Source organism: Planctomycetia bacterium (assembly GCA_015075745.1).
GTDB lineage: Bacteria > Planctomycetota > Phycisphaerae > UBA1845 > UTPLA1 > UTPLA1.
Genome location: JABTTW010000001.1, coordinates 1,850,644 through 1,876,342 on the forward strand (window position 1 = coordinate 1,850,644; position 25,699 = coordinate 1,876,342).

General features: G+C 60.8%; 12 protein-coding genes. 4 read left to right on the forward strand and 8 right to left on the reverse strand.

The window, feature by feature from the left end; genetic code table 11:
* Positions 1-13: 13 nt before the first annotated feature.
* From HS101_07290 to HS101_07300, 3 genes are read right to left on the reverse strand one after another with little or no spacing between them, the layout of a single operon-like run.
* The gene (locus HS101_07290; GenBank protein ID MBE7506078.1) at positions 14-760 is read right to left on the reverse strand and encodes an ABC transporter ATP-binding protein; all 747 of its coding nucleotides are present in this window, start codon (positions 758-760) and stop codon (positions 14-16) included.
* A gap of 18 nt (positions 761-778) precedes the next feature.
* The gene (locus tag HS101_07295; GenBank protein MBE7506079.1) at positions 779-2,185 is read right to left on the reverse strand and encodes an efflux RND transporter periplasmic adaptor subunit; all 1,407 of its coding nucleotides are present in this window, start codon (positions 2,183-2,185) and stop codon (positions 779-781) included.
* A gap of 34 nt (positions 2,186-2,219) precedes the next feature.
* On the reverse strand, positions 2,220-2,990 hold the full coding sequence (locus HS101_07300; protein ID MBE7506080.1) for a YIP1 family protein: 771 nt from the start codon (positions 2,988-2,990) through the stop codon (positions 2,220-2,222).
* 225 nt (positions 2,991-3,215) lie between these two features.
* Between HS101_07300 and HS101_07305 the strand changes: the two genes are divergently transcribed.
* The 3 genes from HS101_07305 to HS101_07315 are packed head-to-tail and all read left to right on the forward strand — an operon-like array spanning position 3,216 to position 7,097.
* Positions 3,216-5,243 carry a hypothetical protein gene (locus HS101_07305; protein ID MBE7506081.1) on the forward strand — a complete coding sequence of 676 codons (2,028 nt, stop codon included), beginning with the start codon at positions 3,216-3,218 and terminating at the stop codon, positions 5,241-5,243.
* Between the two features lie 22 nt (positions 5,244-5,265).
* Positions 5,266-5,775: a FixH family protein gene (locus tag HS101_07310; GenBank protein ID MBE7506082.1), complete on the forward strand. Its 510-nt coding sequence runs from the start codon at positions 5,266-5,268 to the stop codon at positions 5,773-5,775.
* 23 nt (positions 5,776-5,798) lie between these two features.
* Positions 5,799-7,097 (forward strand): cytochrome-c peroxidase, encoded by a 1,299-nt coding sequence (locus tag HS101_07315; protein MBE7506083.1) that lies wholly within the window; start codon positions 5,799-5,801, stop codon positions 7,095-7,097.
* Between the two features lie 38 nt (positions 7,098-7,135).
* Here HS101_07315 and HS101_07320 read toward each other — a convergent pair whose 3' ends face one another.
* From HS101_07320 to ispH, 4 genes are read right to left on the reverse strand one after another with little or no spacing between them, the layout of a single operon-like run.
* Entirely contained in the window at positions 7,136-14,020 is a 6,885-nt protein-coding gene (locus HS101_07320) for a type I polyketide synthase (GenBank protein MBE7506084.1), read from the reverse strand.
* Positions 14,021-14,030: 10 nt separating this feature from the next.
* Positions 14,031-20,492 (reverse strand): SDR family NAD(P)-dependent oxidoreductase, encoded by a 6,462-nt coding sequence (locus HS101_07325; GenBank protein MBE7506085.1) that lies wholly within the window; start codon positions 20,490-20,492, stop codon positions 14,031-14,033.
* 52 nt (positions 20,493-20,544) lie between these two features.
* Positions 20,545-22,428 carry a PfaD family polyunsaturated fatty acid/polyketide biosynthesis protein gene (locus HS101_07330; GenBank protein MBE7506086.1) on the reverse strand — a complete coding sequence of 628 codons (1,884 nt, stop codon included), beginning with the start codon at positions 22,426-22,428 and terminating at the stop codon, positions 20,545-20,547.
* Positions 22,429-22,430: 2 nt separating this feature from the next.
* Positions 22,431-23,417, reverse strand: coding sequence for a 4-hydroxy-3-methylbut-2-enyl diphosphate reductase (gene ispH, locus HS101_07335; GenBank protein ID MBE7506087.1), 987 nt, complete (start codon positions 23,415-23,417; stop codon positions 22,431-22,433).
* Positions 23,418-23,713: 296 nt separating this feature from the next.
* Between ispH and HS101_07340 the strand changes: the two genes are divergently transcribed.
* Positions 23,714-24,814 (forward strand): PEP-CTERM sorting domain-containing protein, encoded by a 1,101-nt coding sequence (locus HS101_07340; GenBank protein ID MBE7506088.1) that lies wholly within the window; start codon positions 23,714-23,716, stop codon positions 24,812-24,814.
* 31 nt (positions 24,815-24,845) lie between these two features.
* On the opposite strand, the gene HS101_07345 is transcribed toward HS101_07340, so the two are convergent.
* Complete coding sequence (locus HS101_07345) at positions 24,846-25,565, reverse strand: non-canonical purine NTP pyrophosphatase (protein MBE7506089.1); 720 nt, start codon at positions 25,563-25,565, stop codon at positions 24,846-24,848.
* Between the last annotated feature and the right edge of the window lie 134 nt (positions 25,566-25,699).

A 25,699-nucleotide genomic window follows, 5' to 3' on the forward strand; every position in this document is an offset into this window, starting at 1 on the left:
TGTTGGCCCGCGATCATGACGTCGCTCCCGCAGTTTCGAATTCCAGGGGAGTCGCGACGGAGGCCCTGCCTGAGGGCACGTCAGAGGCGATCATTCCGTCTCGCAGGGTGATAATACGATGACACTGTTGGGCAATGTCAGGCTCGTGCGTGACGATGATGATCGTCTGTCCAGCGGCGTGGAGATCCTCAAAGATGGACATGATCTCGTTACCGGTGGCCGAGTCGAGATTACCGGTGGGCTCATCGGCGAGGATGATGTCGGGCTCCTGCGCCAGGGCGCGGGCAATGGCGACGCGCTGCTTCTGCCCGCCGGAGAGCTGGTTGGGCCGGTGCGTTGCCCGATCGGCGAGGCCAACGCGCTCAAGAGCAGCCATGGCGCGTTGTCGGCGCCGTGGCACCATGGCGTACATCAGCGGAAGCTGGACGTTTTTGAGCGCTGTTGTGCGTGGCAGCAACTCGAAGTTCTGAAAAACGAAGCCGATCTGGCGGCCGCGAATCTTCGCGAGGCCGGACTGGGAGAGCTTTGAAACATCGGTTCCGTTGAGTTCGTAACTGCCGCGCGTGGGAATATCGAGGCAGCCCAGGATGTTCATGAGCGTGCTCTTGCCCGAGCCGCTGGGGCCCATGATGGCCACGAACTCGTTGGAGAAAATATCGAGGGTGACTCCGCGCAGGGCGTGGACCAATTCGGTGCCGACGCGATAGATCTTCTCGAGATCGCGCAGGGCGATGAGACTTTTTGAATGTGATGGGTCCATTTGGTTATCCACGCCCCGTCACGATCCGCTCGCTGATGAAAGCGAGCCGTTTGCGGACGGGTCAGCCGGGTCGCTCGCCGCGCCGGCGACCTTCGGCTCCTGCGATTGTTCATCCGCTTTCTGTTCCTGTTTCTTGCGCGCTTCGGCAAGCTTTGCCTTTTCGTCGTCGGGCATGGTCACCTTGCGCCCGTCCTTCAACTGATCCAGGCTGCGATAAGGTCCGGCGATCACGGTGTCGTTCATGCCGATGCCGTCTTCAATCTGAACGAGTCGTGTATCCGCGATGCCCGGCTGGATCAGGCGAACGCGTGCGACCTCGTCTTCGATGACATAAGCGACCTTGATGTACTGGGCGGCCTTGGCACGCTCGGACAGGTCCAGGTTCTCCTGCCGCTTGTCGAACTCGGTAACCACAGCCTCGGGCAGCTCCTTTCGCATCCGATGCACCACGGCCTCGACGGGAATCGTGATGGCGTCGCTTTGCTGCGCGACCTCGATTTCAACATTTGCAGTCATGCCCGGGAGAATGCGACGATCACCGTCCATCACCTCCAGAAGAGTCTCAAACGTGACGACGTCGCGGCCCAATTCCTTGGTGCTCTTCGAGGCGACGCGAATGACCTTGGCGGGGATCGCCGACTGTTGATCCGACTGGAGATAGATACGGGCCTTCTGGCCGGACTTGACCAACGGAATATCGACTTCATCGACGCGGGCACGCACCTGCATGCTCGACATGTCGCTGATGGTCATAATGACGGTGCCGGGGTTGTTCATGGTGCCGGTGACGACGACCTCGCCGATCTTGGCGTCCAGCTTGGATACAACACCGTCGATGGGCGACTCAATGACCGTTCGTTTGAGATCCTCTTTGACCCGGCGCAGATATGCCTGCGCCTCGATGATTTCCTGCTTTCGCATTTCGAGGACTGCATTGGCCTTCTTGAGGGCCGTGACGTAGTCGAGTCGCTCCTTGTCGCTGGTGGCGTCCACTTCGGACAGTCGAACCTGACGGCGATAGTCGCGCTCGGCGCGTTCCACGTCGGCCTCGGCATCCACGACCGCCGCCTCAAGCCGACGCACACGCGCCTCGCCGGACTCGACCTCCGCGACCAAATTGTCGTCATCCAAGCGGCAAAGCAGATCGCCGCGCTGAACCTTGGAACCCTCGACGACCGGCATTTCCTCAATCTTGGCGACGATTTCGGAGCTGATCTCGACCTCAAGCGTCGCCTCGGTCTCACCGGGTGCTTGTACGAGTCGGATGATCTCCTGCCGGGCCGGAAGGATCGCATTGACGGTGAGCGCCACTTCATCCGCGATGTTAAGAATGGGTTTCTGATCGGCCCCGCGACGTAGACTCCCGAGGGCGAATACGCCTCCGACGACCACAAGGAGGATGACAATACTGACGATTCTTCGCATGCGAGGCACCTTCGAAGCGACTATCGCCGCCACGTTACGAGTTCATTGCGTATTCAAGGCCGACGTGGCCGACCGACGCGACGACCCCAAGGAGGGCGCAGCAGACAATCGCCGTGCGACGGCCCAACTGCTGGGTGACGATCAGGCCGAAGGCCACCAGCACCCAGAACCAGATACGAAAAGGATCGATCGCCGCAAGATACGGGGCCTCCCCGGGCTTCGCGAGAATGGCGAGCGTCGTGTCCACATGGGTCGTGCGGTAGGCGAACATCATCGCCAGTCGCAAGAAAAAACCGATCAGCTCGACGAAGCCGGCATAGACACAGATGGTCAGCAGCGTGTGGTATTCGGGCTTGCGTCCGGTAAGTGCGACGGCGGCGTAAAGCAACGATGAAATCAGCAGGAAGGAAGTGAGCATGTAAAGCGGCTTGAGCACGACGGCACCGAGCCGCCGAAGCAGCTTCATGAACTCACCCTGCTTGCGAACGTCGGCCATGACTTCGCGCAGCTGCACCCGATCGACAAGATTTCCCTGAGTCTTTTCCACGACGGCAAGCTGCTCTTCGGTTTGCTGATCCACCCGGCGATCGATCAGGCCGGTCTGGACCTCGACGACTCCAACCAGCGTCACGAGGCAAAGGAGCACAAGAAGTGTCCAGCCGTATTGGCCGACATCCTCGACTCGGCTGAAGACGGCCCGGGGGTTGGTGATAATCCACGGCGCGTGACGCAGACCCAGAGCGGCGGCTTGTCCGGCATGGGCCGGGGGGCCTGATTCAACAGATTGGATGTCGCTCGCCGCCATTGTCACCCTGCTCGACAGATGTGCCGTCGGAACCCACTCTCCCAGGCTATTCAAACGGAATACGTCCCCATCGGATTCGCCCTGCGGCCGATTTTATTGCATGATTGCCGATTTGTCTGTCCGCATGGCCGCTTTTGGCGGCGTCAAGCCGTATTGAAGCCATTTGGACGCGGTATCAGTCGCACCTTAGACTTAACCAAGCCGATGAACAGGGGACCCCTTACTTTGGCCCGTCGCCGTTACAGCCTGCGTATCTTCACTCCATTATGCAATGCGCGAGCCGAATCCTCGAAGACGGCAGCCTGCGTTCTCGTCGCGATTCTAGCGGTAACACAGACCGGTTCAGCTCAGACCGAGGGGATTGAGCCGCATACTCTGGCGGATATTCGCCCGGATCAGCAGGTCATCCACGAATTGGGCGCTTATCAGTCCACGATCTCGGATTTGAGAAATCCAACCGATGTGGCGTTCGATTCTCAGGGTCGCATCTACATCGCCGACGAACAGAGCCATCAAATCAGGATATATGGCTCGGACTCCCAGCGAGTCGCCGCGTGGGGGCGTCGCGGAACGGCACCGGGTGAACTGAATCGACCCGGTGGCCTAGCCATTTCGCGCGACGGGGAGATTTTTGTGGCTGACAGCGGCAATCACCGCGTGCAGGTTTTTGATGCAGATGGGGCCTTCATCCGGTCGTGGGGCGGATACGGGCGCGGCAAGGGTCAGTTTAATAATCCGACGCGCGTGGCGGTCAACGATGGGCGCGTCTATGTCGTCGATGAGGGCAACCATCGCGTTGAGGTTTTCGATCGCGAGGCCATCCATCAATTCACGATCGGTCGCTATGGCAAGAGCGATGGCGAGTTTCGCCGACCGACCGGCGTGGCCGTCGATCCCTTAGGAAACGTTTACGTCGCCGACGGCGACAATGCCCGGGTGCAGCGGTTCGATGCAAGCGGGAAGTTCATCAAGGCCTGGAGCCAGTGGGGGCCCTACCCCGGCTTCATCATGAATCCCTCGGGAATCCAGGTTCAATCCGGTCGCGTGTACGTCGCCGACGGTGACAACCATCGGGTACACGTCTTCGACGTGGACGGTGGATATCTCTATAGGTTCGGCGTGCATGCAGTCCGGCCGCGCGAGGGCAATGGTCGACTGCACTATCCCAACGCTGTGGCTATTGCTCCGAACGGAGTTCGGGCCGTAGTTTGCGAGGGGTTTGAGAATCGATGCCAGCTATTCGGCATCGTCACGCCGGAAACACCGAAGGACCCGCTGGCGAATTCAGGGCTCGATCTGACGCTGGTCTCGCACTATGGACAGCGCTGCGACGTGGACGGTCGGCTCATGGCCATCACCGAGCCTGAGAGCCACTCAGTCCTGGTGTACGACCTCTCTGCCAAAGAGCCGATCTGGATCACACAGATTGGAACATACGGCGGGCGCAACGGGGAATTTGTGCGGCCTACGGACGTGAAGCTGGATACCAGTCGATCATTGCTTTACGTCTGCGACGCGGGCAATCGGCGTATTCAGACCTTTCGACTCTCTCCCCCGCCGGCGGACGCGATCCGCTTTGACCCGTTGATGGCGAAGTTCGCCTCATCGATTGATCTTTGCCAGCGAGCTCGTGCCGGCGCAGATTCGCGCGAACATGTGGATGTCGCTGACATCGAGCCGACCGCCATCGAACGCGACGAAAACGGGAACACCTATATTCTTGACGCGACTCATCGAAGGCTATTGAAATTCGATGCCGAGTGGAACTTATCAGGATTCTGGGGCCAATTCGGGCGCGTGGGCGGAGGATGGGGCAGACCGACTGACCTGGTCTATCATCGTGCGACAAAGACTCTGCGCGTCGTTGATGCGGATCGACGATGTATCTTTTTGTATCATGTCGACGGTTCCGCGGCGGGAACGCTACGGCCGAGGTCCGATCTGGGCGTCGTTGAGCCGTTCGGGATGTGTGTCGACGATGACGGCAGCGTGTACGTCACGGATATGGGCGCCGATCGTATTCTGAAGTACGACAACGAAGGTCAGTTCCTAAGACACTGGGGAAGCCCAGGGCTGGGTGCCGGCGAGCTGTATCGACCCACATCAATTCAGCTCGACCACAACGGGCGGCTGATTGTCATTGACTTTGGCAACCACCGTGGCGCTTATTTTTCCACTGACGGGGAGTTTATTGATGTCTTCGGTTCTCGATTCTTTACCGCGCCGGCCCGGCAACAACGCAAGACTAACTGATCAGCCTGCGCCAAATGCGGGCATGCCCGTTGCCGTTGGAACATTTCACTTACCGACTCGCCGGATCTGCTGCTCGTTTGTTTGGGCATCGATCTTCGCCCTGCCGTTGTTCGCTATCTTGACATCCTGTGCGGGCGGCTCGGCATCGGGCGTCCGTAATCAATCAAGCGGCACAATCACTCCGCAGACATCCGGAAACTCGCCCATCACCAGCAATGCCGGCGGTTATGAAGTTGTCTTCACTCTTGTGCCGCCGAAGGTCCCGCTCAATGAGCCGTTTGAGATACGAGCGTGCGTGACCGCCAAAGCCGGATCCCCGACTGATGCTGAGAACCTGGTGATTTCCGTGGATGCCGCCATGCCGCAGCATCAACACGGCATGAACACCAAGCCTCGCATCGAGCAGACCGGCGACGGCTGTATTCACGCCGAAGGCATGCTCTTTCACATGGTCGGCCGATGGGAACTTTACTTTGACATCACTCGCAACGGCATTACCGAACGTGCGCAGACTGAAATCATGCTCGAATGACAACCCCGACTCGACACATATCATTGCGAACCAGACTGCTCGTCGCAACGGTTCTGATGGGCGGAGTGGTGCCGTCCCCTGGGAGCATCTCAAGCGCCTTTGCAGACAGCCCTGTCGCGATCACGTTTGAAAAACTCGAGCGCGACCGCATCTTTCAGCATTCGCCGCTTTTGCCTCCGCCGATCGACGCAACGAATCGATTTCAAATGGACGACCGGGCGGCACGGCTGGGCCAGCGGTTATTTTTCGATCCACGGCTGAGCCGAAACGGAAAAACATCCTGCGCTACCTGTCACGATCCCGCCAAGTCGTTTGCGGATGGAAGGACGCTCTCAGAAGGAGTAGCTACTGGCGATCGACACACACCCGCTCTCTGGAATGTCACTCATCATCGCTGGCTCTTCTGGGATGGTCGGGCCGACACACTTTGGGGACAAGTCGCCGGTCCGCTGGAGAACTCGATCGAAATGGACGGCGATCGTGTGTCGATTGCCCGACTAATTGTGCAGGATGACACGCTGCGCGAGGCGTACGCTGAGGTGTTTGGCAAGCTACCGAACATCTCCGATACGGGCAGGTTTCCCGAAGCCGCGCGACCCCTGCCACACTCGCCGCAGGATTCGCGGCATCGCGCCTGGCAGTCGATGCGCGAAGATGATCGCGAGAGCGTCAGTCGAGTGCTGGCAAATGTCGGGAAGGCAATTGCCGCGTACGAAACCCGGCTGATCAGTCGTGACTCACCGTTCGACAAGTTCGTCGTCCAACTCAAACGAAATGAGCCGCTTGACGCGATCTCCGCATCCGCCCAGCGCGGCCTCAAGCTTTTCGTCGGCCGAGCGGACTGTCGGCAGTGCCACGTCGGGCCCATGTTTACCGATGGTGAGTTTCACAATATCCGCGTGCCTCCGCTCGGCGGGGGAGAGCCGATCGACGCCGGGCGGTTTCGCGGTATTGAATTGCTGCGCGCGAGCCCATTCAATGCCGCCGGCCGATTCAGCGACGCTCGCGACGGTACTGCGGCGAAGCGTCTAGAGTTTCTTGCCAAGCCGGCGGACTCGTGGGGCGCTTTCAAGACGCCGAGTCTGCGAAATGTCGCGCGCACACCTCCGTACATGCACCAGGGGCAGTTCGCGTCGCTTCGCGACGTGCTCAACTACTATTCGACATTGGAAGGTGCAGTGGTCATGGGGCACCACCCGGAGACGGTGCTCAAGCCGCTGTTTCTTGACGCCCAAGAGATTGATGATTTGATTGCATTTCTGGATAGCCTGACGGACGAGGCGATCGAACCGTCACTTCTACGGGCACCTGATGCTCCGTGAAAATCGGTCAGTCTCTTGTGTGCCCTTGCTTGATGCCGTTACATCGGCACCATGCGAAGCCCGAAGTTTCTCATTTCATAAATGACGGTGCCGTCCACGGTCAGGAATCCATCAGCAACCAAGAGCGGCTGGTCGCCCTCTTCGCGACGAGTAATTGTTGCCTGCACCTCGACACGCTCGTTGGTCGGAATGATCTGCCCGCGATAGAACCACTCGTGGGTCATGCCGACGGCGATCGGTTCGAAGCGATGTGTCGCCGCCAGGTGGGGCCAGCGGTCGAGGGCGAAGGCCTTCATCAATTGCAGCATGGACTCCAGACCGAGGGAGCCGGGCCATACCGGGTCCTGATAGAAGTGGGCCTTGAAGAACCAGGCCGATGGATCCACTTTGGCCGAGCCCTGCACGAAGCCCAGGGCGTGCGGTCCGCCGTCGGGAATCAAGACATCCACCCGATCCAACATGCGAAATGCCTGCGCAGGCATGGCTGCCCCGGCGGATTGCCCATCAAACGCGATTAAGCCCGCTTCATCGGGCGTCATCGGAGCGACCTTCGGCAAGTCGAAGGATTTTGCCGTGGTACGCTCCGTATCTGTCGGCATGTACATTCGTTGGCCCGCGTCGCGGATGCCGACCTGTCGCGCCAGAGCCTCCCTGGAAAAGAAGCCGAACGAGGTCGTGCCGTCGTAGATAACGAGATCGCCGCGCAGCACCCGCATGTCGAAGTGTTCGATGATCATGCCGCCCGCCCGCGAGACGTTGGTCATTCGCACTTGGATGCGCAGCGTGCCGGCGTCCGCGAATACCTCGTCGTGCAACGTTGCCTCGCCGCCAAGATTGCGGAAAGACAGATCATCCTCGCTGGTCAGCGCCGATCCTGCGTAGGCGGCAAGAAAACCGCAGGGCTGAAGGGCTATCTCCAGCAGCACGGCGAAAGGCATTGACACTTGGCGGTTTGCCGCGAAGTACCAGGCATCGGGCGGCACGTCGTATTCCGCCTCGATCCAGCCATCGGCCTTGAGGACGAAGGGCGGTGGCTCCACGGATGTGACGCGATCGAGAAATTGATAGGGTGGCCCCGGCAGACGGGCGATGCGGCGACTGTCGCCGTCGAAGATGCGATACGGTTCGCCAAAACAATCCGATGGCTTGCCAACCGCAAAGGCGAGAATCTGTTCGCCAGAAAAGATGGGCTCACGACGAGTCGCAGACACGGACATCGAAACTTCGGACTTGCCGCGCCACAACGACTCGATGCGCTCCCGAGTGAGGCCGGTCAGTTGTAGCGACATGTTGGTCATTTGCACGATGGGTACGCCGTCGGCGTACATCAGGGCGTCGGCCAGCACGTAAGGCTCCGGTCGATATCCCACCTCCTTGATTTCGACACGGTAGGATGCCTTCTTCGTCGCCGGCGTGACAGGACCGCGGCACCTCAGGGCGCTGGCGATCCCGGGAATCGGCTCGTAGATCAAATCGTCCTGATCGGCGATCCATCCCATGCGAAGCAGGAAGACCCGCAGCGTGTGAACCGTGCATTCGTACATCAGCGTGCCGGGCATGACCATGTCGTCCACGAAGTGACAGGTCAGATACCAGTCATCGGGATGCACATCGGCTTCGGCGTAAATCATGCCGAGTCCGTACCGCCCGCCGTTGGCGTTTAGCTCCAGCACCCGGTCGATGAGCTTCATCGGTCCGCCCGGCAGCCGCGGAGGATTGGCCAGCGCCAGGTCGGCAAACTGTTGCCCGAAGCAGTCTGCAAGTTCGCCCCGTCTCAGTGCTGCAATCCTGTCATCGCCAAACGATTCTGTCCCCGGCGTATCAACCCCAACGGGCCAGGCAAATCCATCCGGCAATGTGCGCGGCGACGGCCTTGTTTCCTCGGGCCGCAGCACAAGGCCATGTGACTGGCGTATCTCTTCCGTTGTGAAAAAACCGGCGCAGCCCTTCCGCATGGTCAGAACCGGCTCGCCGTCAATCGTGCCGTCAAACTCGAAGAAAAACATGTACGTCTCGCCCTGACGCACGAATCGGTCAATGCGAATGTCGTAATGAATGGTCTCGCCCGGCCGGGGCAGGTCGCGATGAAACGTGACCGTGGCATCCAGAAGCCGATAAGAGCGAACGCCTTTGGCAACGAAGTCAATTCCGAGATAGCCCGAAAGAAACAAGTCGGCCTGTCCGGCCTCAACGGTAATACAGATCGGGCAGCGGTCTGAGTCCAGGTACCACGCGCCGGGAAGCACGTCATGCTCGGTGACAACCCGGCCGGGCCCAAGTACGCCTTTGGTCCCATTGACCGACATGATTCGATCGACCAGCATCAAGGGCTCATCAGGCAGTCGAACGCGTGTGCGATAGCCGTCGATGATTTCAAATTTCGGGCCAAGCACATTGGCCACCTTTCCACGGGCAAACTCCAAACACAATTCGCGGGAGTAGGCCGGCGCGGCGGCACGACGAAGAGAGACTGGCGGAACCGACTGGCGAGGCGATATCGGCATCTCGTTGTCGTTGACGATTTCCGAAAGTACTGCTGCGCCGTCGACCTTACCGACTGCGCTTTCCAACAACTCGGCCTGCATCGTAAGTACTGATGCCAATTCCCTGGATGCGCTTTCGCTGAATCGCAGATATGCATCATGCGCCGCCGTTGTTCGCGCCGCGGTCGCAAGCACAGCATCTCTCAGCATGACGAATTCATCCCCTCCACCGGGCACCGATGGCATGAACACATCCGCCGATTCATCAATGCCTTCGCCTGCAGAATCTTCCCGTGACGGCCGCGCGGGCAATGTCTCCCCTAAAGCCATCGAACGCTGCGGAGTCGGCAAAGGCGGGGGTAATTGCTCAAGCCGCGTTGATATCTCGATCACGGCATGCCCCGGGAGCCGCGACGAAGCCGCATCGTCAAGGGCGTCTCGATACAATCCCGCCAGATTCACCGGCACGCGCTGGGCGATTAATCCGGCGAGCAGTGCCATCAGCGAATGGAGTTCCTCATCCGCTCTACCTGAGGCCGATGCCGCAAAATACGATCTTCCTTCGAGGATCCGGTCGATCATGCGCGTACACGACGCCTGCGGGCCGACCTCGACAAACAGTCGCACACCATCGGCATACGCCTGTCGGATGACCGCCGGAAAATCAAAACCATGGATCGCCTGGGCCGTGATGGATTCAGCCGCGGTCTCCTTAGAGACGTTGTAGGCCTTTCCGGCGGCAGCGCTATAGAAGCGAATGCCATCGGGCGGACTCGTTGGGAGAAGATGAAGCTGGCGATACGCCTGCTCAACTTCATTCACAGCCTCGAAGTGCACCGTCGGAACGCCATCGATCGTAATGGCGCGACTGCCGGCACGCCGTGCCGCCTCATGAACATCGCGTCGCAATCCGCCGACCACGCATTCTGTCGGTGTATTCACGATCAACAGTCGGGCGTGATGAAGGCCGACCAGCGCCTGTCGCACAACTTCGACAGGTTTCGCAACGACCGCGGCGCACCACTCCGAAGCTGCATCAGGCGGCAATCTCCATGCGCTGTAGATCGCGTTGCGTGGCCCGGCAAGCTGCGACTTGAAGAGCGGCGAATCGCTCATCCGGCGAAACATTTCATCGCGATCGGGCCACGCCCGAAGCGCGAAGAGGCCGACCGACTCGCCGAGGCTGTAGCCGATCGTTGCACGGGGGCGCAGACCGGCTAATTGAAGAATATCGCTGGCCAGGACGCCGAAGGAAACCTGTCCGAATATGAGCCGCTCGACATCGTGAGCGACCGCGTGCATTGCCTCCTGCCGCCAGCCATTGGGCCAATCGCAGCGCCAGGGCATCAGTTGTTGCGGCGAGAAGTGGCCGGCAAGCCGATCCGATTGAGCATCCAGCGCATCGACCACCTGCGGGAAGTGCAGTGCGAGCTCACGCCCCATGCCGAGGTAGTGATTGCCGGAACCGGGGAAAACGAATGCAAGGTCACCCTTGCCGCCGAGTGGATCCGGGAAAAAGAAAACGCCATCCTGACCGCGAATGGCCTCGGTCGGCTTATCACGTAGCGACTTTTGGGCAGAGTCGATTGACCGTACGAGCGAAACTGAACTGTCGGCGACGATCGCGACGGCGAGGCGTTTCGAGGTATCGGCAGAGTGTTCACGTAACCACCTTGCGGCAAGGCTGCCGAGGCCATCACTGGCCGTCTCGGCAAATCCGCGAAGCTCGGTGAGACCTCGAACAAGCTGGGCGACGTCACTCGCCTCGACGGCGAAGGTGGCCGTCGGCATGTCAAGCACGGGCGCGCGAGAGCGGGTGGATAATGGCTCCTGCTCCTCAAGGATCACGCAAGCGCTGTTGCCGTCGCTCGTCGTCGCGCTGACCAACGCTCGCCGGGGCCCATCGACTCGATCGCGTAACCAATACTGCGGCTCGACCGGGAAATGGAATGAGTCCGACTGATTGTGCAATGGCGATAGGCTCGCCCGCGTTCCCGGTAATGTCGCGTGATGGAGGCATAGTGCGGCTCGAATAAGCGATGCCATGCCAGTGGCAGCCCCACAATGACCGACGCATAGAGTGGACGAGCTAAGCGCGACGAGTTGAGGGACTTCGGAGAAGGCCGCCTGAATGTCCGGCGAAGTCTCGCTACTTCCCGCGAACTCAACAAGGCCGACGGAGGCGGCTTTGACATCGGCATCCTCGCAGGCTCGAAGCAGCGCGGCCGACCCCTTGACAGCATCTCCCGAGGCATGACCGAGACCGCGGATTACGGCGTAGATTCTATCTTCATCACGCAGGGCATCGGACAATCGCTTGACGACCAGCGCAGCCGCGCCATCCCCAACATGCTGATCGCCATTGCCGGCCGACGTCATTGCAGCACGGCTGTCGGTCGCCAGGTCGATTGCGCCGACAACGACGGCGTCCATCTCCCGCGCCCGCAGAGCCCGAACGGCGACTTCAAGTCCCTTGAGTCCGGATGTCTCCTCGCAGGAAACCGCGAAGCTCGGTCCGCCCAGTTGAAACTCACAAGCAATGCGACTGGCGATGATCCCGCCCAGGGCCCCGAGCGTGCGAGTAGCGTTGAGTGCTGGACAAATAGCATCCTGCATTGCCGTGACCCAGTCAGCCTCCTGTTGCGGGGAAAGCTCGATGCCGAGCCTTCGCGCCCATCGGCGGGCTTGTGACGGCAGCCACCATCGCAGGTGGAAGTTTGTCGTGTTGAAGTCGAGGGACATGCCGATCAGCACACCCACATTCGGACGGCGCTCGCGTAGAGGCATGCCCGCGTCCATCATCGCCTCGGCGACGACATCCAACATGAGAAGCTGTTGAGGAAGAATCTCCGGCAGTTCCATCGGCGGGATGCGAAATCGCCCCGAAACGACCTTCAACTGATCAATTTCGGTTCGCTGGAGCGCACCGCCGAACGCGACCCGCCGGAACTCGGCAAGCGAAGCGGCATCGCCGAAGTGCGCGCCCATGCCGACGATCGCAATTGGTTCAGTCGGGTCCTCTGTTGTCGGGGCGATGATGATCGTTGACGGTAAGCGGCTCCTCTCAGGCTCCACACTCGCCAGGTACTCCTCAACCAGGACATGGGCATTGATACCGCCGAACCCGAAGGCGCTGATCGCGGCGCGGCGCGGTGTCTGCCTGTCGCGAGGCGCCCATGGCTCCGGGGCGACCTGCACTCTAAACGGGCTGCCCTTCAGAGGAATCGCTCCACCATGGTCTCGATAATTCGCCGACGGCGGCAGCGTCTCATGCCGCATGGCGAGCAGTACCTTGATCAAACCTGCTGCGCCTGCGCCCGTGAGGAGATGGCCGATCATCGACTTGACCGATCCGATCGCGCACTGGCCGGACCTGGCGCTAATCTCCTCCCAAAGCGTCCTCATGCTCTGAATCTCAACCGCGTCGCCGGTAGGAGTGCCCGTACCATGACACTCGATGAGATCGACGCTGTCCGGCGTCCAACCCGCTGCCTCATAGGCTTGGCGCATGGCCCGAAGCTGCCCCTCGCTGTCCGGAGCAAGAAGGCTTCCGCCGATGTCGTTCGATAGACCGATGCCGCGAATGACCCCGTGGATCTCGTCGCCGGCGGCAACCGCGTCATCGAGGCGCTTCAGAACAATGACCCCCGCGCCCTCGCCGACAACGAGTCCATCGCAGGAGGCATCGAACGGAGCGCATCGGCCGCTTGGGGAGAGTGCGCGTAGCTGAGTGAACCCCATCTGCGTATAAAGACACTCCGGACGCGAAACACCACCGGCGAGCATGGCGTCGGCTCGCCCGCTTCGTAGCTCATCACACGCGAGCTTCACAGCGTATAAAGAAGATGCGCACGCGGCATCAAGCGTGTACGTCCCGCCGCCCAACCCCAGGGCCTGTGCCAGCAGAGCAGCCGGCAATCCAACAACGCGTCCGTTCATCTGGTGCGTGACCGTCGACTTTTCCCGCTCTCTTGCCGAAACAATGCCCGCATGCTCAAAGAGCCGTCGCTCAAAGTCCGCACCCAATGTTTCTCGCGTAATGGCCGATGATGCGTCGGTCGGCAGCGCAATGGCCGCGAGGATCACACCTATGCGATCGTGATCGACTCCGTCCATCCGGGCATGGCGGTAGGCGTCACGCCCAGCATGGAGGACAAAGTGATAGAGCGGATCAAGCTGCGAGAGCAAATGCCTGTCGATTTCCAGACCGGCAGGATCGAGCCGGAAATCCTCAACAAAGCACCCGCGGACAGAAAGGACTTTGTCCGCCGATGGCGCATCGGCGATTGCGCGATGCGGTTCAATGATCCACCGACCAGGCGGAACCTCGCGCGTCATGTCGCGGGCCTGCGCAATGTTGTTCCAAAAGGCGCGCAGGTCAGCCGCGCCGGGGAAGACGCCGCCCATGCCGACGATGGCGATCGGACAATCACGTTTCATGCGGCGACCTTCAGGTGGCGGCGGACAATCGGGAAGGCGGACGGAAGGCATCCCAAAGGAGCGGATCTACCGTGCATTCGTAACCGCTGATTTCAGCGACGAGCGCGCCGGCCGCACTGACGAATGCAATGTCAGAAGTCATCTTCGCCCGCGAGGACTCGCGAACCTGGAGAATGCACGTTACCCCATCCATCGGCAGCGAAGGGCAATACAACCGAAGGCGTCCGAAGTGAGTCGGCAGCGACGGCGCGCCCAGCTCTTCGCAGCACCATAGGATCGCCAATTGAAACGCGGCATCGAGAATCAAAGGATCGGCGATCCATGCGCCGCGCAACGGCTCGGACATCCAATCGCGCGGAGCGCCTGCGGACACGACTCGACCGACGATGCCTCGGCTGCTGAGCCCGCGAATCTCACGAATGCCGCGCAGGTGCGGCCCGTGGAAGAGATTTTCCTCATATGCAGAATCGACATTACGCGGATAGGCGCGGTCGATGACGGCGTGTTCCTCGGGCGCGGCAGGAGCAGACAACCTTTGAGCCGCCAGGAGTATTTTTGAATGGGCGTGTATGGCCGGCAGACCATCGTTGCGGACAGATCGCAATTCGGCATCGACAATGAAGGCGTCGCCATCTCGACGAGAGCGAGATACCGCAAGCATCACACCCAGCGTACCCTCACGGTCAAGAGCCGCGGCCTTGAGGACTCTCAAGTCGTCGATACCACGCACAACGAGGCCCGGATTTGCATGCAGCGCCGCATGGGCCATCCACTCGACCATCATCGCAACAGGCAATACCGGCCGGCCGGCCAGCAAGTGCGATCGGAGAAACGGAAACCGCTCTGCATCGAGATCGAGTTGAAATGCAATCGAAAGGTCCCCGGTCGGAGCGGCCGGCGCGGCGACGGGCTCAACATGGATGCTTTTTCGTCGACTCAGCGGTGCGCCGACGACGACCTCGACATTGCCCGACTCGACGAGCGTCTCGGTCACCATCGCTTCCGCGCCGGCGGCAAGCGGAATCAATTCGACGCCCTGCCGAACAAACTCGCGACGCAATGCCGGCGTCACCATGCCACCGTCCCACGGGCCCCAGTTGATCGATGTCACACGGCATCGAGACAGCTCACGACTCATTCGCCGTGCAATCTTGTTCAGAGATTCGTTCGACATGGCATAGTCGCTCTGGCCGACGTTGCCGTATCGGGCACTTACCGAAGAGAAAAGGACGACCTGCCGCAATTCGTCGAGATCGAGCTCGGCGAGCAGATTTCGAAGGCCGACGATCTTGGTGTCAAAGACTTTCGCAAACTGTTCGGCGGTTTTGTCCTTGATGAGCCGATCTTCCAGCGTCCCGGCGGCGTAAATCAGGCCGCGGACAGGGCCGTGCTGCGCAATAATGCGCTGCGTTACCTCGCGAAGCGCCTCGGCATCTCGCACATCCACCGCCTCGTAAGCGACGCTTGCGCCGGCCTCGGCGATGCGATCAATGTTCTTGCGAATCTCTCGAGCGGCCATTCGCGCACTGAACTCAGCCTGCAATTCGGCGGGCGTCGGTCGCTGGCCTGCGAATGCGTGCTTCAGAATCGCCTGCTTAATGTCGGACTCGCTGGTCAGCGGAGCAAGCCAGGACGGCTCCTCCTCGGGTACGGGCGAACGACCGAGCAGAATCAGCCTCGGCGCACACTGGCGGGCCAGGGCAATCACCGCCTCGGCCGTCACGCCTCGAGCGCCGCCGGTCACGACGACAACATCATCGGCGCAGAGGGCAGGCTGTCCGATCTTCGCGGATTCCTGCTGGACCTCGAATTCCAGCCGTCGCCCGGACCCCAGGCCAACTTCCGTCGGACCGTCGGCGGCCAACTCACGCAGTATCGCCGAAGCAGCCGCGGGCAGGTCAGTCCAATCAGGCGAGACATCAATCGCGCGACAGCACACGTTCGGCCACTCCAGCGCTGCGGTTTTGGTCAGGCCGGCGAGCCCACCGATCACAGGATCGAAGTCGCTCCCGACAAGACCCATCGCGCCGTCAAGACGAGTAATGGTGGCGAATACGGCGCGTCCCGTTTTCGCTGCGCCGGTGAGATCGGCGCTGACAAGCCTGGCGGCCATCAAGGCCTCACGCAGGAAAACGTCGGACGATTCTCGGCCCGCCATCGCACCGGACGTGGCAATCGGCGAAACAATAATCAATCCGACAATGCCGGTGCGCTTCGTGCGCCCTGATATTTCAGTGAGATTGACCAATCGCGCGGCGATGCCGGCGGAAATACATTCATCGATGATCGCGGCGGATAACCCCTCGCCGTCGTCGGTGACCCAGATTTCACCGTCCGAGGCGATATTCAGCGGGCGATCCTGCGGCGGCTGCGTCTCGACGGCGATCAGAACACCCCGCTTAAGCAATGCCAAATTCTGTGGCTCTGCTTTGATTTCCCGTGGTGCGACCGACACGCTCGAAGCCTGCTCACGCGATGGTGCGATCGCGGGCGCCGCTGGTGACTGCGAAAGGTAATAATCGACAACCTGCCGGAGCGTTCTCAGGCTGCCCATGAACTCCGGCTTCACCGGCGGCAGGTCAGGCGTCTGCGCCTCAACGCCGGCAAGAATCTCGACGCGCTTGATCGAGTCGATACCGAGATCCGCTTCCATGTCCATGTCGAGATTGAGCATGTCGGGAGGATATCCCGTGCGCTCGGCAACAACGCTCAGGAGTGTTTGACCGAATGCATCGGCGTTCTGAGTGGATGTCGCGGCCGCGGGTCCGGCACTCGGCGCAATCGGCTGCTTCGGCGATTCTGTCGGTTGAGGCGAGGGCGTCAGCGGTATATCCGCCGCGCCGCCGGCCATGAAGTCAACAATATGACCGAGCGTACGCAAACTGCCCATATGTTCGGGCTTGATGGTGGGAAGGCCCGGCAACCGTTCCTCAATGGCCGAGATGATCTCCACTCGCTTAATGGAATCGATGCCTAAGTCGGCCTCGATGTCCATTTCCAGGGTGATCATCTCCGATGGATACCCGGTCTTTTCGCACACGATCTCTTGAACAATCGGTTCTATGCGAGATCGCGCGTCACCCTGAACACTAGCGGGCGCCTTGGCCGCGGGCACGGACTCAACGGAAGAGATTGGTTGAGCCTTCGGCTTGGGAGACTCGACGATCGGCGCGGCCTGAGTTTGGCGAACAGGCGGCATCTGATGGGCCGGCGGTGCTGCGACCGCGATTGGCTTTTCGGCCTCCACGGGCGGCAGCGACGGCGACTGCTGGTAAACAGGTTGAGAACGATTCAACGAGTTCGATATAAGTCGATGCTGACTTTCGAGAAGCTGCTGAAAGGCCCGATGGGCTTGCTCCTGAGTCGCGAGAAACTTCTCGTGAGCTGCGGCGGTCTGCTGTTGCAGGGACTGCATCGAGCGAAGCCCCTCCTGCATGACGCGCAGCGCATCAGTAAGGACCGGAGATACCGACGGGACACTCGCAGACTGATCTATCTCGGACCGACTCGGGCCTGGCGATGCGGGGGGCATATCGGAGGTTTCTGACATTTTCGCACTCTTTGAAGCTTGTTCAATCCTGGCCGGCCGAACAGGAACGGAAGCCGGCGGAGATCGTTTGGTCGTTTCGCTTTTTTCCGGCAACTCTGTCGCCGGCTTCGGCGAACGGTAGTTCGCGCCGACGAGCGGCACCATCATCTTCTGCTTGCGAGGCTCCCTGGCGGCCGCCTCCCATTGAGTTAAGTCAACTTCATGTCCGGCCGCGGCAAGTTGCGCGACCAATCGTCCGAGGTCGGAGATTCCGCATTTTCGCCCCGCACTGGCATCCATGCTGATCGCGGCGTGCTGCCTGTCTTTTAAGATCGAACCGACAAGGCCGGTGAGGATTGGCTTGGGCCCCACCTCCAGGAATGTCCGAACGCCGGAATCATACAGCGACTCGATTTGGCCGACAAAATTGACGGGAGAAAGCAATTGGCCCGCCAGAAGTGACTTTGCCTCTTCTGGGTCGCCCGGATACGGCGCGGCGGACGAGCCGGCAATCACCGGAATTTGCGGACCGGCGAATGCAGAGGCTTCGATTGCACTTCCCATTGATTCAGCCGCATCCGCCATCAACGGGCTGTGGAACGCGCCGGATACTTGCAACTTGGTGCTGGCGAATCCAAGCGCCTTGCATGCTTCGGCAGCGCGATCAATTGCCTCGTGCGAACCCGAAAGGACGCACTGGCTCGGGGAGTTGAGATTGGCAAGCACCACATCGAGGCGGCTTTCGGCGATGAGATGGTCAAGATCGGCCGGCGAAGCCTTCACAGCAAGCATAGCGCCGCGATCTTCTCCGTCACCCGCCATCAGCCGACCGCGAAGCCGAGAAAGGCCCATCAGCGTCCGTTCGTCGTAAGCGCCGGCGACGGCAAGCGCGACAAGTTCACCGTAGCTATGGCCGCAAACGGTGTCGGGACGAACACCGAAGCGACCGAGGACTTTCGACATGCCCCACTCAATCGCTGCGAGTGCGGGCTGAGCGATGTCAGTTCGGCGAAGTCGATCTTCCTGTGCCTGGCGAGCCTCTTCAGTAAAAGCCGAGGTTGGATAGATGGCGTCAGAAACAGAGTGAACGGGACCGTCAAATCCCTGATCGGTCTCTGTGAGGGCCGCGCGTAACTCTGGAAAAGCGCACGCCATTCTTCGGGCCATGCCGACGTATTGGCTGCCCTGGCCGGGGAAAAGAAACGCCAGCTTTCCTTCGGCGGGCGTTGCTGAATAATAAATGTTGGGTAGCGTCCAGCGGTCGGCGCCCGTTGCCAGACGATCGGTTGCCTTTCCCAGGATAACAGACAAATCGTCGCCGTGTTCAACGATGATGAGCAAACGGTGAGTATCTTCGCGACAGAAATCGCGGCGAGATTCACATGCCATCCAAGCCAGGTGCGTGCGATCGAATTCCGGCTCGACGACAGTCTTACTCCACACGGCGAGTTGACTCACCAACGAATCGCGTGAATCAGCGGACAGCGCGATGATCTCCACGGAGCCGTCCCACGCAGGAACCTCCTGCGCTACGCCATGTTCTTCGAGGACCACATGAAAATTGCTGCCACCGAAGCCGAATGAACTGACCCCGGCGCGACGCGGCGTGCTGTGGTCGGTCAACCACGGTCGAAGTTCGGTATTCAAATAGAACGGACTGTCGCCAATTCCCATTTTGGGATTCGGCTCGCTGATCTTCAGGGTCGGCGGGAAACTTGCGTGATAGATCGCAAGGGCCGCTTTGACCATTCCGGCCGCGCCGGCGGCGGCCTTGGTGTGGCCAATTTGTGACTTCACAGAACCCAATGCGCACCATGCACCGTCACCGCGCGCTTCTCTAAAAACCGTGCGCAAGGCATCGAACTCAGTGGCATCGCCGACGGTGGTGCCGGTTCCGTGTGCCTCAAGCAGTGAAACGCTTTGCGGCGAGATTCCGGCAAGCTCATAAGCGTTACGAAGGCAGCGCGCCTGTCCCGCCGCGTGCGGTGCATAAATGCTCTGCGAACGGCCGTCGCTCGAAGTGCCCATGCCTCGAATCACGGCATAGACGCGGTCGCCGTCTCGCTCGGCATCGGCGAGGCGCTTGAGAACAACCATGCCGATGCCTTCGCCGAGAACCGTGCCGTCCGCGTTGGCGCTGAATGGCCGCGCATCGCCCGTTGGCGACAGGGCGGGCGTCTTCGAGAAGCACATATGCATGAAGATGTCGTTGAGCGTATCCGCTCCACCGGACAGGATCATGTCGGCCCGGCCAGTGGCGAGCTCCATCATGGCGAGATGCACCGCGCCGAGCGAGCTCGCGCACGCCGCATCAATGACGCAGTTCGTGCCTCGCAGGTTCAACCGGTTGGCAATTCGGCCCGCGACGACATTGCCGAGTAGTCCGGGAAACGAATTTTCCTGCCAGGAGACATAGCCTTCCGAAATACGGCGGATGACTTCCTCGGCGGTCTTCGGGTCCACGCCGGCTTCGGCAAGCGACTTTCGCCACAGGGGATGACCGAGCCGCGCGCCGAGGGAAATGACCAGCTCTTGCGTGCCGGTGATGCCAAGAATGACGCCAGCACGCTCACGGTCAAACTCGCGTGAATCGTCGTATCCAGCGTCGGCGAGGGCCATCTTGGCCACATGCAGCGCGAGTAGTTGAGTCGTGTCCGTTGCTTCAAGAATACTCGGTGGGATGCCGAATTCGGTGGGGTCAAACTGTACCGGCGAAAGATAGCCGCCGCGAGAGCAATAAGTATGATCCGGCCGCTTAGGGTCGGCGTCGAAATAGTCCGCTGGCGACCAGTGCGTCGGCGGTACTTCGGTAATACCATCCTCACCTCGGGCAAGGGTTCGCCAGAACTCTTTAAGATTCGCCGCGCCGGGAAAAACACATCCCATGCCCACGATGGCAATGGGACACTGCCCCGGACCCGCGCCTTGTCCTTTGGTACTCAATCTCAGGCCTTTTTGGTTGATCAACTTGGATCCGCCGCGGCGGAGTGGATGTCTATATCAGTTTTAAAATCGCGTCGCGCTCAATCGGCCGGAAGCCGGTCGCCTCGGGAGCCAATTCAACGCCCTGACCGCGGAGCCAGTTTACTCGAAACTGGACAGCTGCGCCGAGCAGGATGTTCATGGCTACCGTAACCACGCTTCGGTTCTCCGGCTTGGCTAGAAAAGTGCCCCGAGTCCATTCATTGAAGGCCCCCATCGCCGGGCCGCACCATATCTGGTAATCCGCCTTGCGGGACGCCTCGCCCTTGTTGGCCCAGTCCGACGAGCGACCGAGATACGACCTGAAAACCAGCGCCATCTTGTGCTTCGGCTCGCGCTGGGCGCGGGCGATCTGACTCGGGTCACGCTCCTCGAAGAAGCGGCGAGTCTCGTCCCATGCCTGTTCAAGCGAGCAGCGGAAGAAGTCTCGTTCCAGCGGGGACCGTTGCGAAGGCGGCAATGCCTCCAGGCTGTCGAATTCGCGGTAGAGGTCATACAGCTTGCGAGCGCGGACAGCGAAGAGCGTGCCCCACTTCAGTACCTGTACTTTCACTCCCATCTCGAACATGTCCGCGGCGGGGGCCATGGCGATGTCGGCCGGACCCGCCTGTGCAAGCATCTCCCGGACGGTCTGTGAAGTACCGGCCTCAAGACACCCCTGATTGACTGAACCGGTCATCACGTAGGCCGCCCCCATTGAGAAGGCCGCAACGGCGGACGCAGGCGTGGAAATACCGCCTGCCGCGCCGACACGCAGCGGCTCGGCGTACTGATACTTCGCCTGCACTTCATCTCGCAGGGCAATCATCGATGGCAAAAGCGAAATGGCCGGACGATTGTCGGTGTGCCCGCCGGAGTCCGCCTCGACGGTAAGGTCCGGGGCGACAGGCACATGTTCGGCGAGCTTGGCCTGCGCCTCGGTGATGAATCCGGACTGCACGAGCTGTGCAAGCAGGTTCGCGGGCGGCGGCATCATGAACTTTCGGGCAACTTCGGCGCGCGAGACTTTGGCGATCACCGTGTTAGGGCAAACAACGCGCCCATCCGGTCGTTGATGAATGCCCGCGAGGCGATATCGAATCAGCGGAAGCGTCAAATCGAGATAGGCCGAAGCATCGACAAGCTTGACGCCGCGGCGCAGGTAAAGATCGACGACGCCGGATTCCAAGTCCGGCTCGTTCGGACTATGGATGAGATTGATGCCAAATGGCGAACTGCCGAGATTGCGATGGAGTCGATCAATCGCCTGCTCAACGCGGGCAATCGGCAGACCGGCCGAGCCGAAGAATCCAAGCATGCCGGCGCGGCTCATCGCCTCGACGACTTCCTCTGAACCGATGCCGTTGGCCATGGCGCCGGCCAGGTACGCGTACTTAAGTCCGTATGCATTTCGAAACGCCGCGTCACCAAGTTGTGAAGGATGAAGGGCCGGCGCAAACGCGACCAACGGATGGCAGGGCTCGACATGCAGCGAACCCTCTCCGATGAGGCTCCGTCCGCCGACGCCGACCGCCTGACCTCCGCGGTGACGAACAATGTGCAACGGCTCCGACACTTTCAAAAGTGCCGCATGGATGGCATCTGATCCCGCCTGGGGTCCCCTTTCACCGGGCAGCCACCAGCCGATTTGTCCAGCCGTGCCACCATCAACAACGCCTGTCGGATCCGCCTCGTCGCCGGAATGAATCGATCTCGCGCCGCCGTCGAGGGGCAGCCGCCGTGCCGCCTTCACGCCCAGATCGAGCAGCAGGTTGCACCCCGCGAAGAAGGTGCCGACCGCCAGCTTGGCCGTCGTCTTCGCGCCGGCCGCTGCCGCGTCAATGGCCGACCGACCGCCATCGAGGGCGGAACTGGCCAACGAGCCAACCGTGTGTCTGGGCTCACCGTGTTCGCTCATACTTACGCCCCCGTCGGCCTCAGCACGGAGAGCGCGACATCGCTCGCCCCGCGATCCGCAATCGCCTGCTTCAGCGAAACCGGTATCTGGAAGACGGTACTCTCCTCCGCCGTCGTGCAATACTCAATTTCCTTTGCCCCTTGTTCGAGGAGCTTGCCAACCACGGCCTGTACGACTCCCTCAGGAGTACTGGCTCCCGCCGTCACACCGACGACGTCGACACCTTCCAGCCATTGCAACTGAATCTCACCGACTCCGTCGATCAGGAATCCACGTACGCCGCGCGCCTGAGCGACTTCAACAAGCCTTGCCGCGTTGCTCGAATTGCGCGATCCGACGACCAAGAGCAGCTTCATGCCGCGACGGGCCATCTCCTTGACGGCGTCCTGCCTGTTTTGCGTCGCATAACAGATGTCATCCGTCGGCGGCAATTCGAGACTTGGAAATCGCCGGCGCAGCGCCGCAAGCACTCCGGCGGTATCGTCAACTCCCAACGTGGTCTGCGTCAGCACCATGAGCTTCTTGCCGGCCGGAAGCGTGACCGTCTGCGCCTGGGACTCATTCTCCACCAGCGTAATATGTTCGGCCGACTGACCTAGCGTGCCGATGACTTCGTCGTGACCCTTGTGGCCGATGAGAATAATGTGATAGCCCTGCTTGACGAATCGATGCACTTCGAGATGCACCTTCGTCACCAGCGGGCATGTCGCGTCGATGACCTGCAACTGCCGCCGCTTCGATTCTTCGAACACCGTGGGGGAAACACCGTGAGCGCTGAGAATCGTCACCGCCCCGGTCGGCACCTCACCCACTTCCTGTACGAAGACCGCGCCTTTGGATCGAAGGTCCGAAACGACGTGGCTGTTGTGAACGATTTCTCGGCGCACATAGACCGGCGGGCCGAAGACTTCGAGCGCCAAGTCGACGATCTTTACCGCTCGATCAACGCCGGCACAGAATCCCCTGGGATTGGCAAGTAGAACTTTCATCAATCGTCCGCCCTGTCGTCGCTTTTTCTTCGCGGCAGAGGTCCCGGATCATATCACACCCTGACCTTCTCCGCCTTACTTGGGGACCGAGCCCAAAGCAGGATTCTTGCGTTGGAGGCAGCCTGTTTACCGCGATTCTGAGTTACTGGACCGAATTGACCGTGCGATGATTGGAAATCTCCCTGCCTTCTCGACTACGATGGATCGTTCCGAGTCGTTAGGCAAATTATCTGGAGGGGAGCCCATTGAATCCAATACCTCGTCTTTCAGTCCCGTTCCTGCTCCAAACAGCGATCGTGACGACATCGCTATTCTTATTCCTTCCCGGACCCGCTTCCGCGGGCCCCAGCTTCATGGGGTTGGGCGACATTCCCGGCGGCCTCAATTCGAATTTTGCCAATGCCATCTCCGCTGATGGTTCAACTGTTGTGGGCGCGGCATTGACGACCGAAGGCTTCAGCGCTTTTCGTTGGACCTCGGCAACGGGCATGGTGAATCTCGGAGATTTGCCGGACGGCGCCCACGAAGGCACCGCGACGGCCGTCTCCGCCGATGGCTCGGTCGTCGTCGGCACGGGCGCATCTCTCGAAGGCCGCGAGGCCTTTCGATGGACTCAAAGTGAAGGACTCGTCGGTCTCGGCGATTTTCCCGGATTCGATTTCGACAGCATGGCCAACGGTGTGTCCGCTGACGGGTCGGTCATCGTCGGCGCCGCGACAGGCTTTTTTCTGCCCACGGCCTTTCGATGGACCGCCGGCATGGGGCTTGTCGATCTTGGCGATCTACCCGGCAATTCCCCATTTTCCGCAGCTCAGGCCGTTTCAGACGACGGCTCAATTGTGGTCGGGCAGAGCATCTCCAACCTCGGCAATGAAGCATTTGTTTGGACACAGTTAGATGGAATGCTGCCGCTGGGCGATCTTGCCGGCGGTCCGCATTTTAGCGCGGCCGTCGATCTGTCCGCCAACGGCGCAGTCATCGTCGGTTTCGGCATGACGGACCAGGGAGAAGAAGCATTCCGCTGGACCCAGGGCACCGGCCTTGTCGGCCTGGGCGACTTGCCCGGCGGCGCGATGCAGAGTTCCGCCAGGGCCGTTTCCGCGGACGGCTCCGTCGTGGTCGGAACTTCAAAATCCGCACTGGGCGATGAAGCATTTCTTTGGACGCAGGGCGGGGGAATGCGAAGCCTTATGGAGATCCTGGTAAGTAACTTGAACCTCGACTTGGCGGGATGGACGCTCAGCGAGGCGCTCGACATCTCGGCCGATGGGACCACGATCGTCGGGCGCGGCGTCAACCCCTCGGGGAATACCGAAGCGTGGATCGCGGTCATTCCCGAACCGGCGACGGGCATTCTCTTGCTGATCGGCTTCGCGACCATGATCCGTCGGCAGTGAGAACAGCTTTGCGCCGGCGATAAAAGCGGCTTTACGGTTCAGAGTTGAGCAGCCCCAGAATCTTTTCCCGCATCGCATTCAGGGCCTTACCTCTGTGACTGATTCTGTTCTTGTGTTCCGCGGGCAGTTCGGCGGCGGTCATTTGCAAATCGGGGATCAGGAAATACGGGTCGTAGCCGAAGCCGCCGGCGCCGCGCGGCTCGTCGATGATCAAGCCTTCAAACACACCGTGGGCCGACGCGAGGACGCGCACATTGCCGTGGGCCGTTGCGAGGATGCCGTCGACGCTGGTGGGCGAGCTCTTTGGGCTTGCCAGCACCATGACGCAGTGGTAGCGGGCTGTTCGGCGCTCGAGGGGAAGTCCGCTCATTGCGGCGACGAGTTTGGCGTTGTTGGCGGCGTCGCGTTGGGGCCGGGGGAGGTGGGCGGCGGTGCGATCGAAGTAGGCAGAGTGAACTCCCGGCTCACCGCCTAGTGCATCCACTTCCAACCCCGAGTCGTCGGCGAGGGCCCACAGGCCGGTGAGGCGGGCGTAGTAGGTTGCTTTGAGGGTGGCGTTTTCGAGAAAGGTGGCGCCGGTCTCTTCGGGTTCGGGGATGGGGCTGGGCAGGTCGGAGAGGGAAGCCCATTGCAGGGACGCGGTGAGAGAGGTGAGGGGAGACAGGGGAGCAGGTGAGCGGGCGGCGTCGGCGAGGACGGCTTGAATCTCGCGGACTTTGGCGGGGTTGTTGGTGGCGATGAGGATCTTCATGGGCGGTGAGGTTAACGGCGGAGAGCGGGGAGGGAAAAGGGAAAGGTGAGCAGTTGAGCAGGGGAGCAGGTGAGGGGACAGGGGAGCACATCGCTGCGGCGATGAGAGAGGTGAGAGGAGAGCAGGGGAGCAGG

Excerpts from the sequence above, each read along its gene's own strand:
- HS101_07290 (MBE7506078.1), bottom strand. The coding sequence starts at position 760 with ATGGACCCATCACATTCAAAAAGTCTCATCGCCCTGCGCGATCTCGAG.
- HS101_07295 (MBE7506079.1), bottom strand. The coding sequence starts at position 2,185 with ATGCGAAGAATCGTCAGTATTGTCATCCTCCTTGTGGTCGTCGGAGGC.
- HS101_07300 (MBE7506080.1), bottom strand. The coding sequence starts at position 2,990 with ATGGCGGCGAGCGACATCCAATCTGTTGAATCAGGCCCCCCGGCCCAT.
- HS101_07310 (MBE7506082.1), top strand. The coding sequence starts at position 5,266 with ATGCCCGTTGCCGTTGGAACATTTCACTTACCGACTCGCCGGATCTGC.
- HS101_07320 (MBE7506084.1), bottom strand. The coding sequence starts at position 14,020 with ATGAAACGTGATTGTCCGATCGCCATCGTCGGCATGGGCGGCGTCTTC.
- HS101_07330 (MBE7506086.1), bottom strand. The coding sequence starts at position 22,428 with ATGAGCGAACACGGTGAGCCCAGACACACGGTTGGCTCGTTGGCCAGT.
- ispH (MBE7506087.1), bottom strand. The coding sequence starts at position 23,417 with ATGAAAGTTCTACTTGCCAATCCCAGGGGATTCTGTGCCGGCGTTGAT.
- HS101_07345 (MBE7506089.1), bottom strand. The coding sequence starts at position 25,565 with ATGAAGATCCTCATCGCCACCAACAACCCCGCCAAAGTCCGCGAGATT.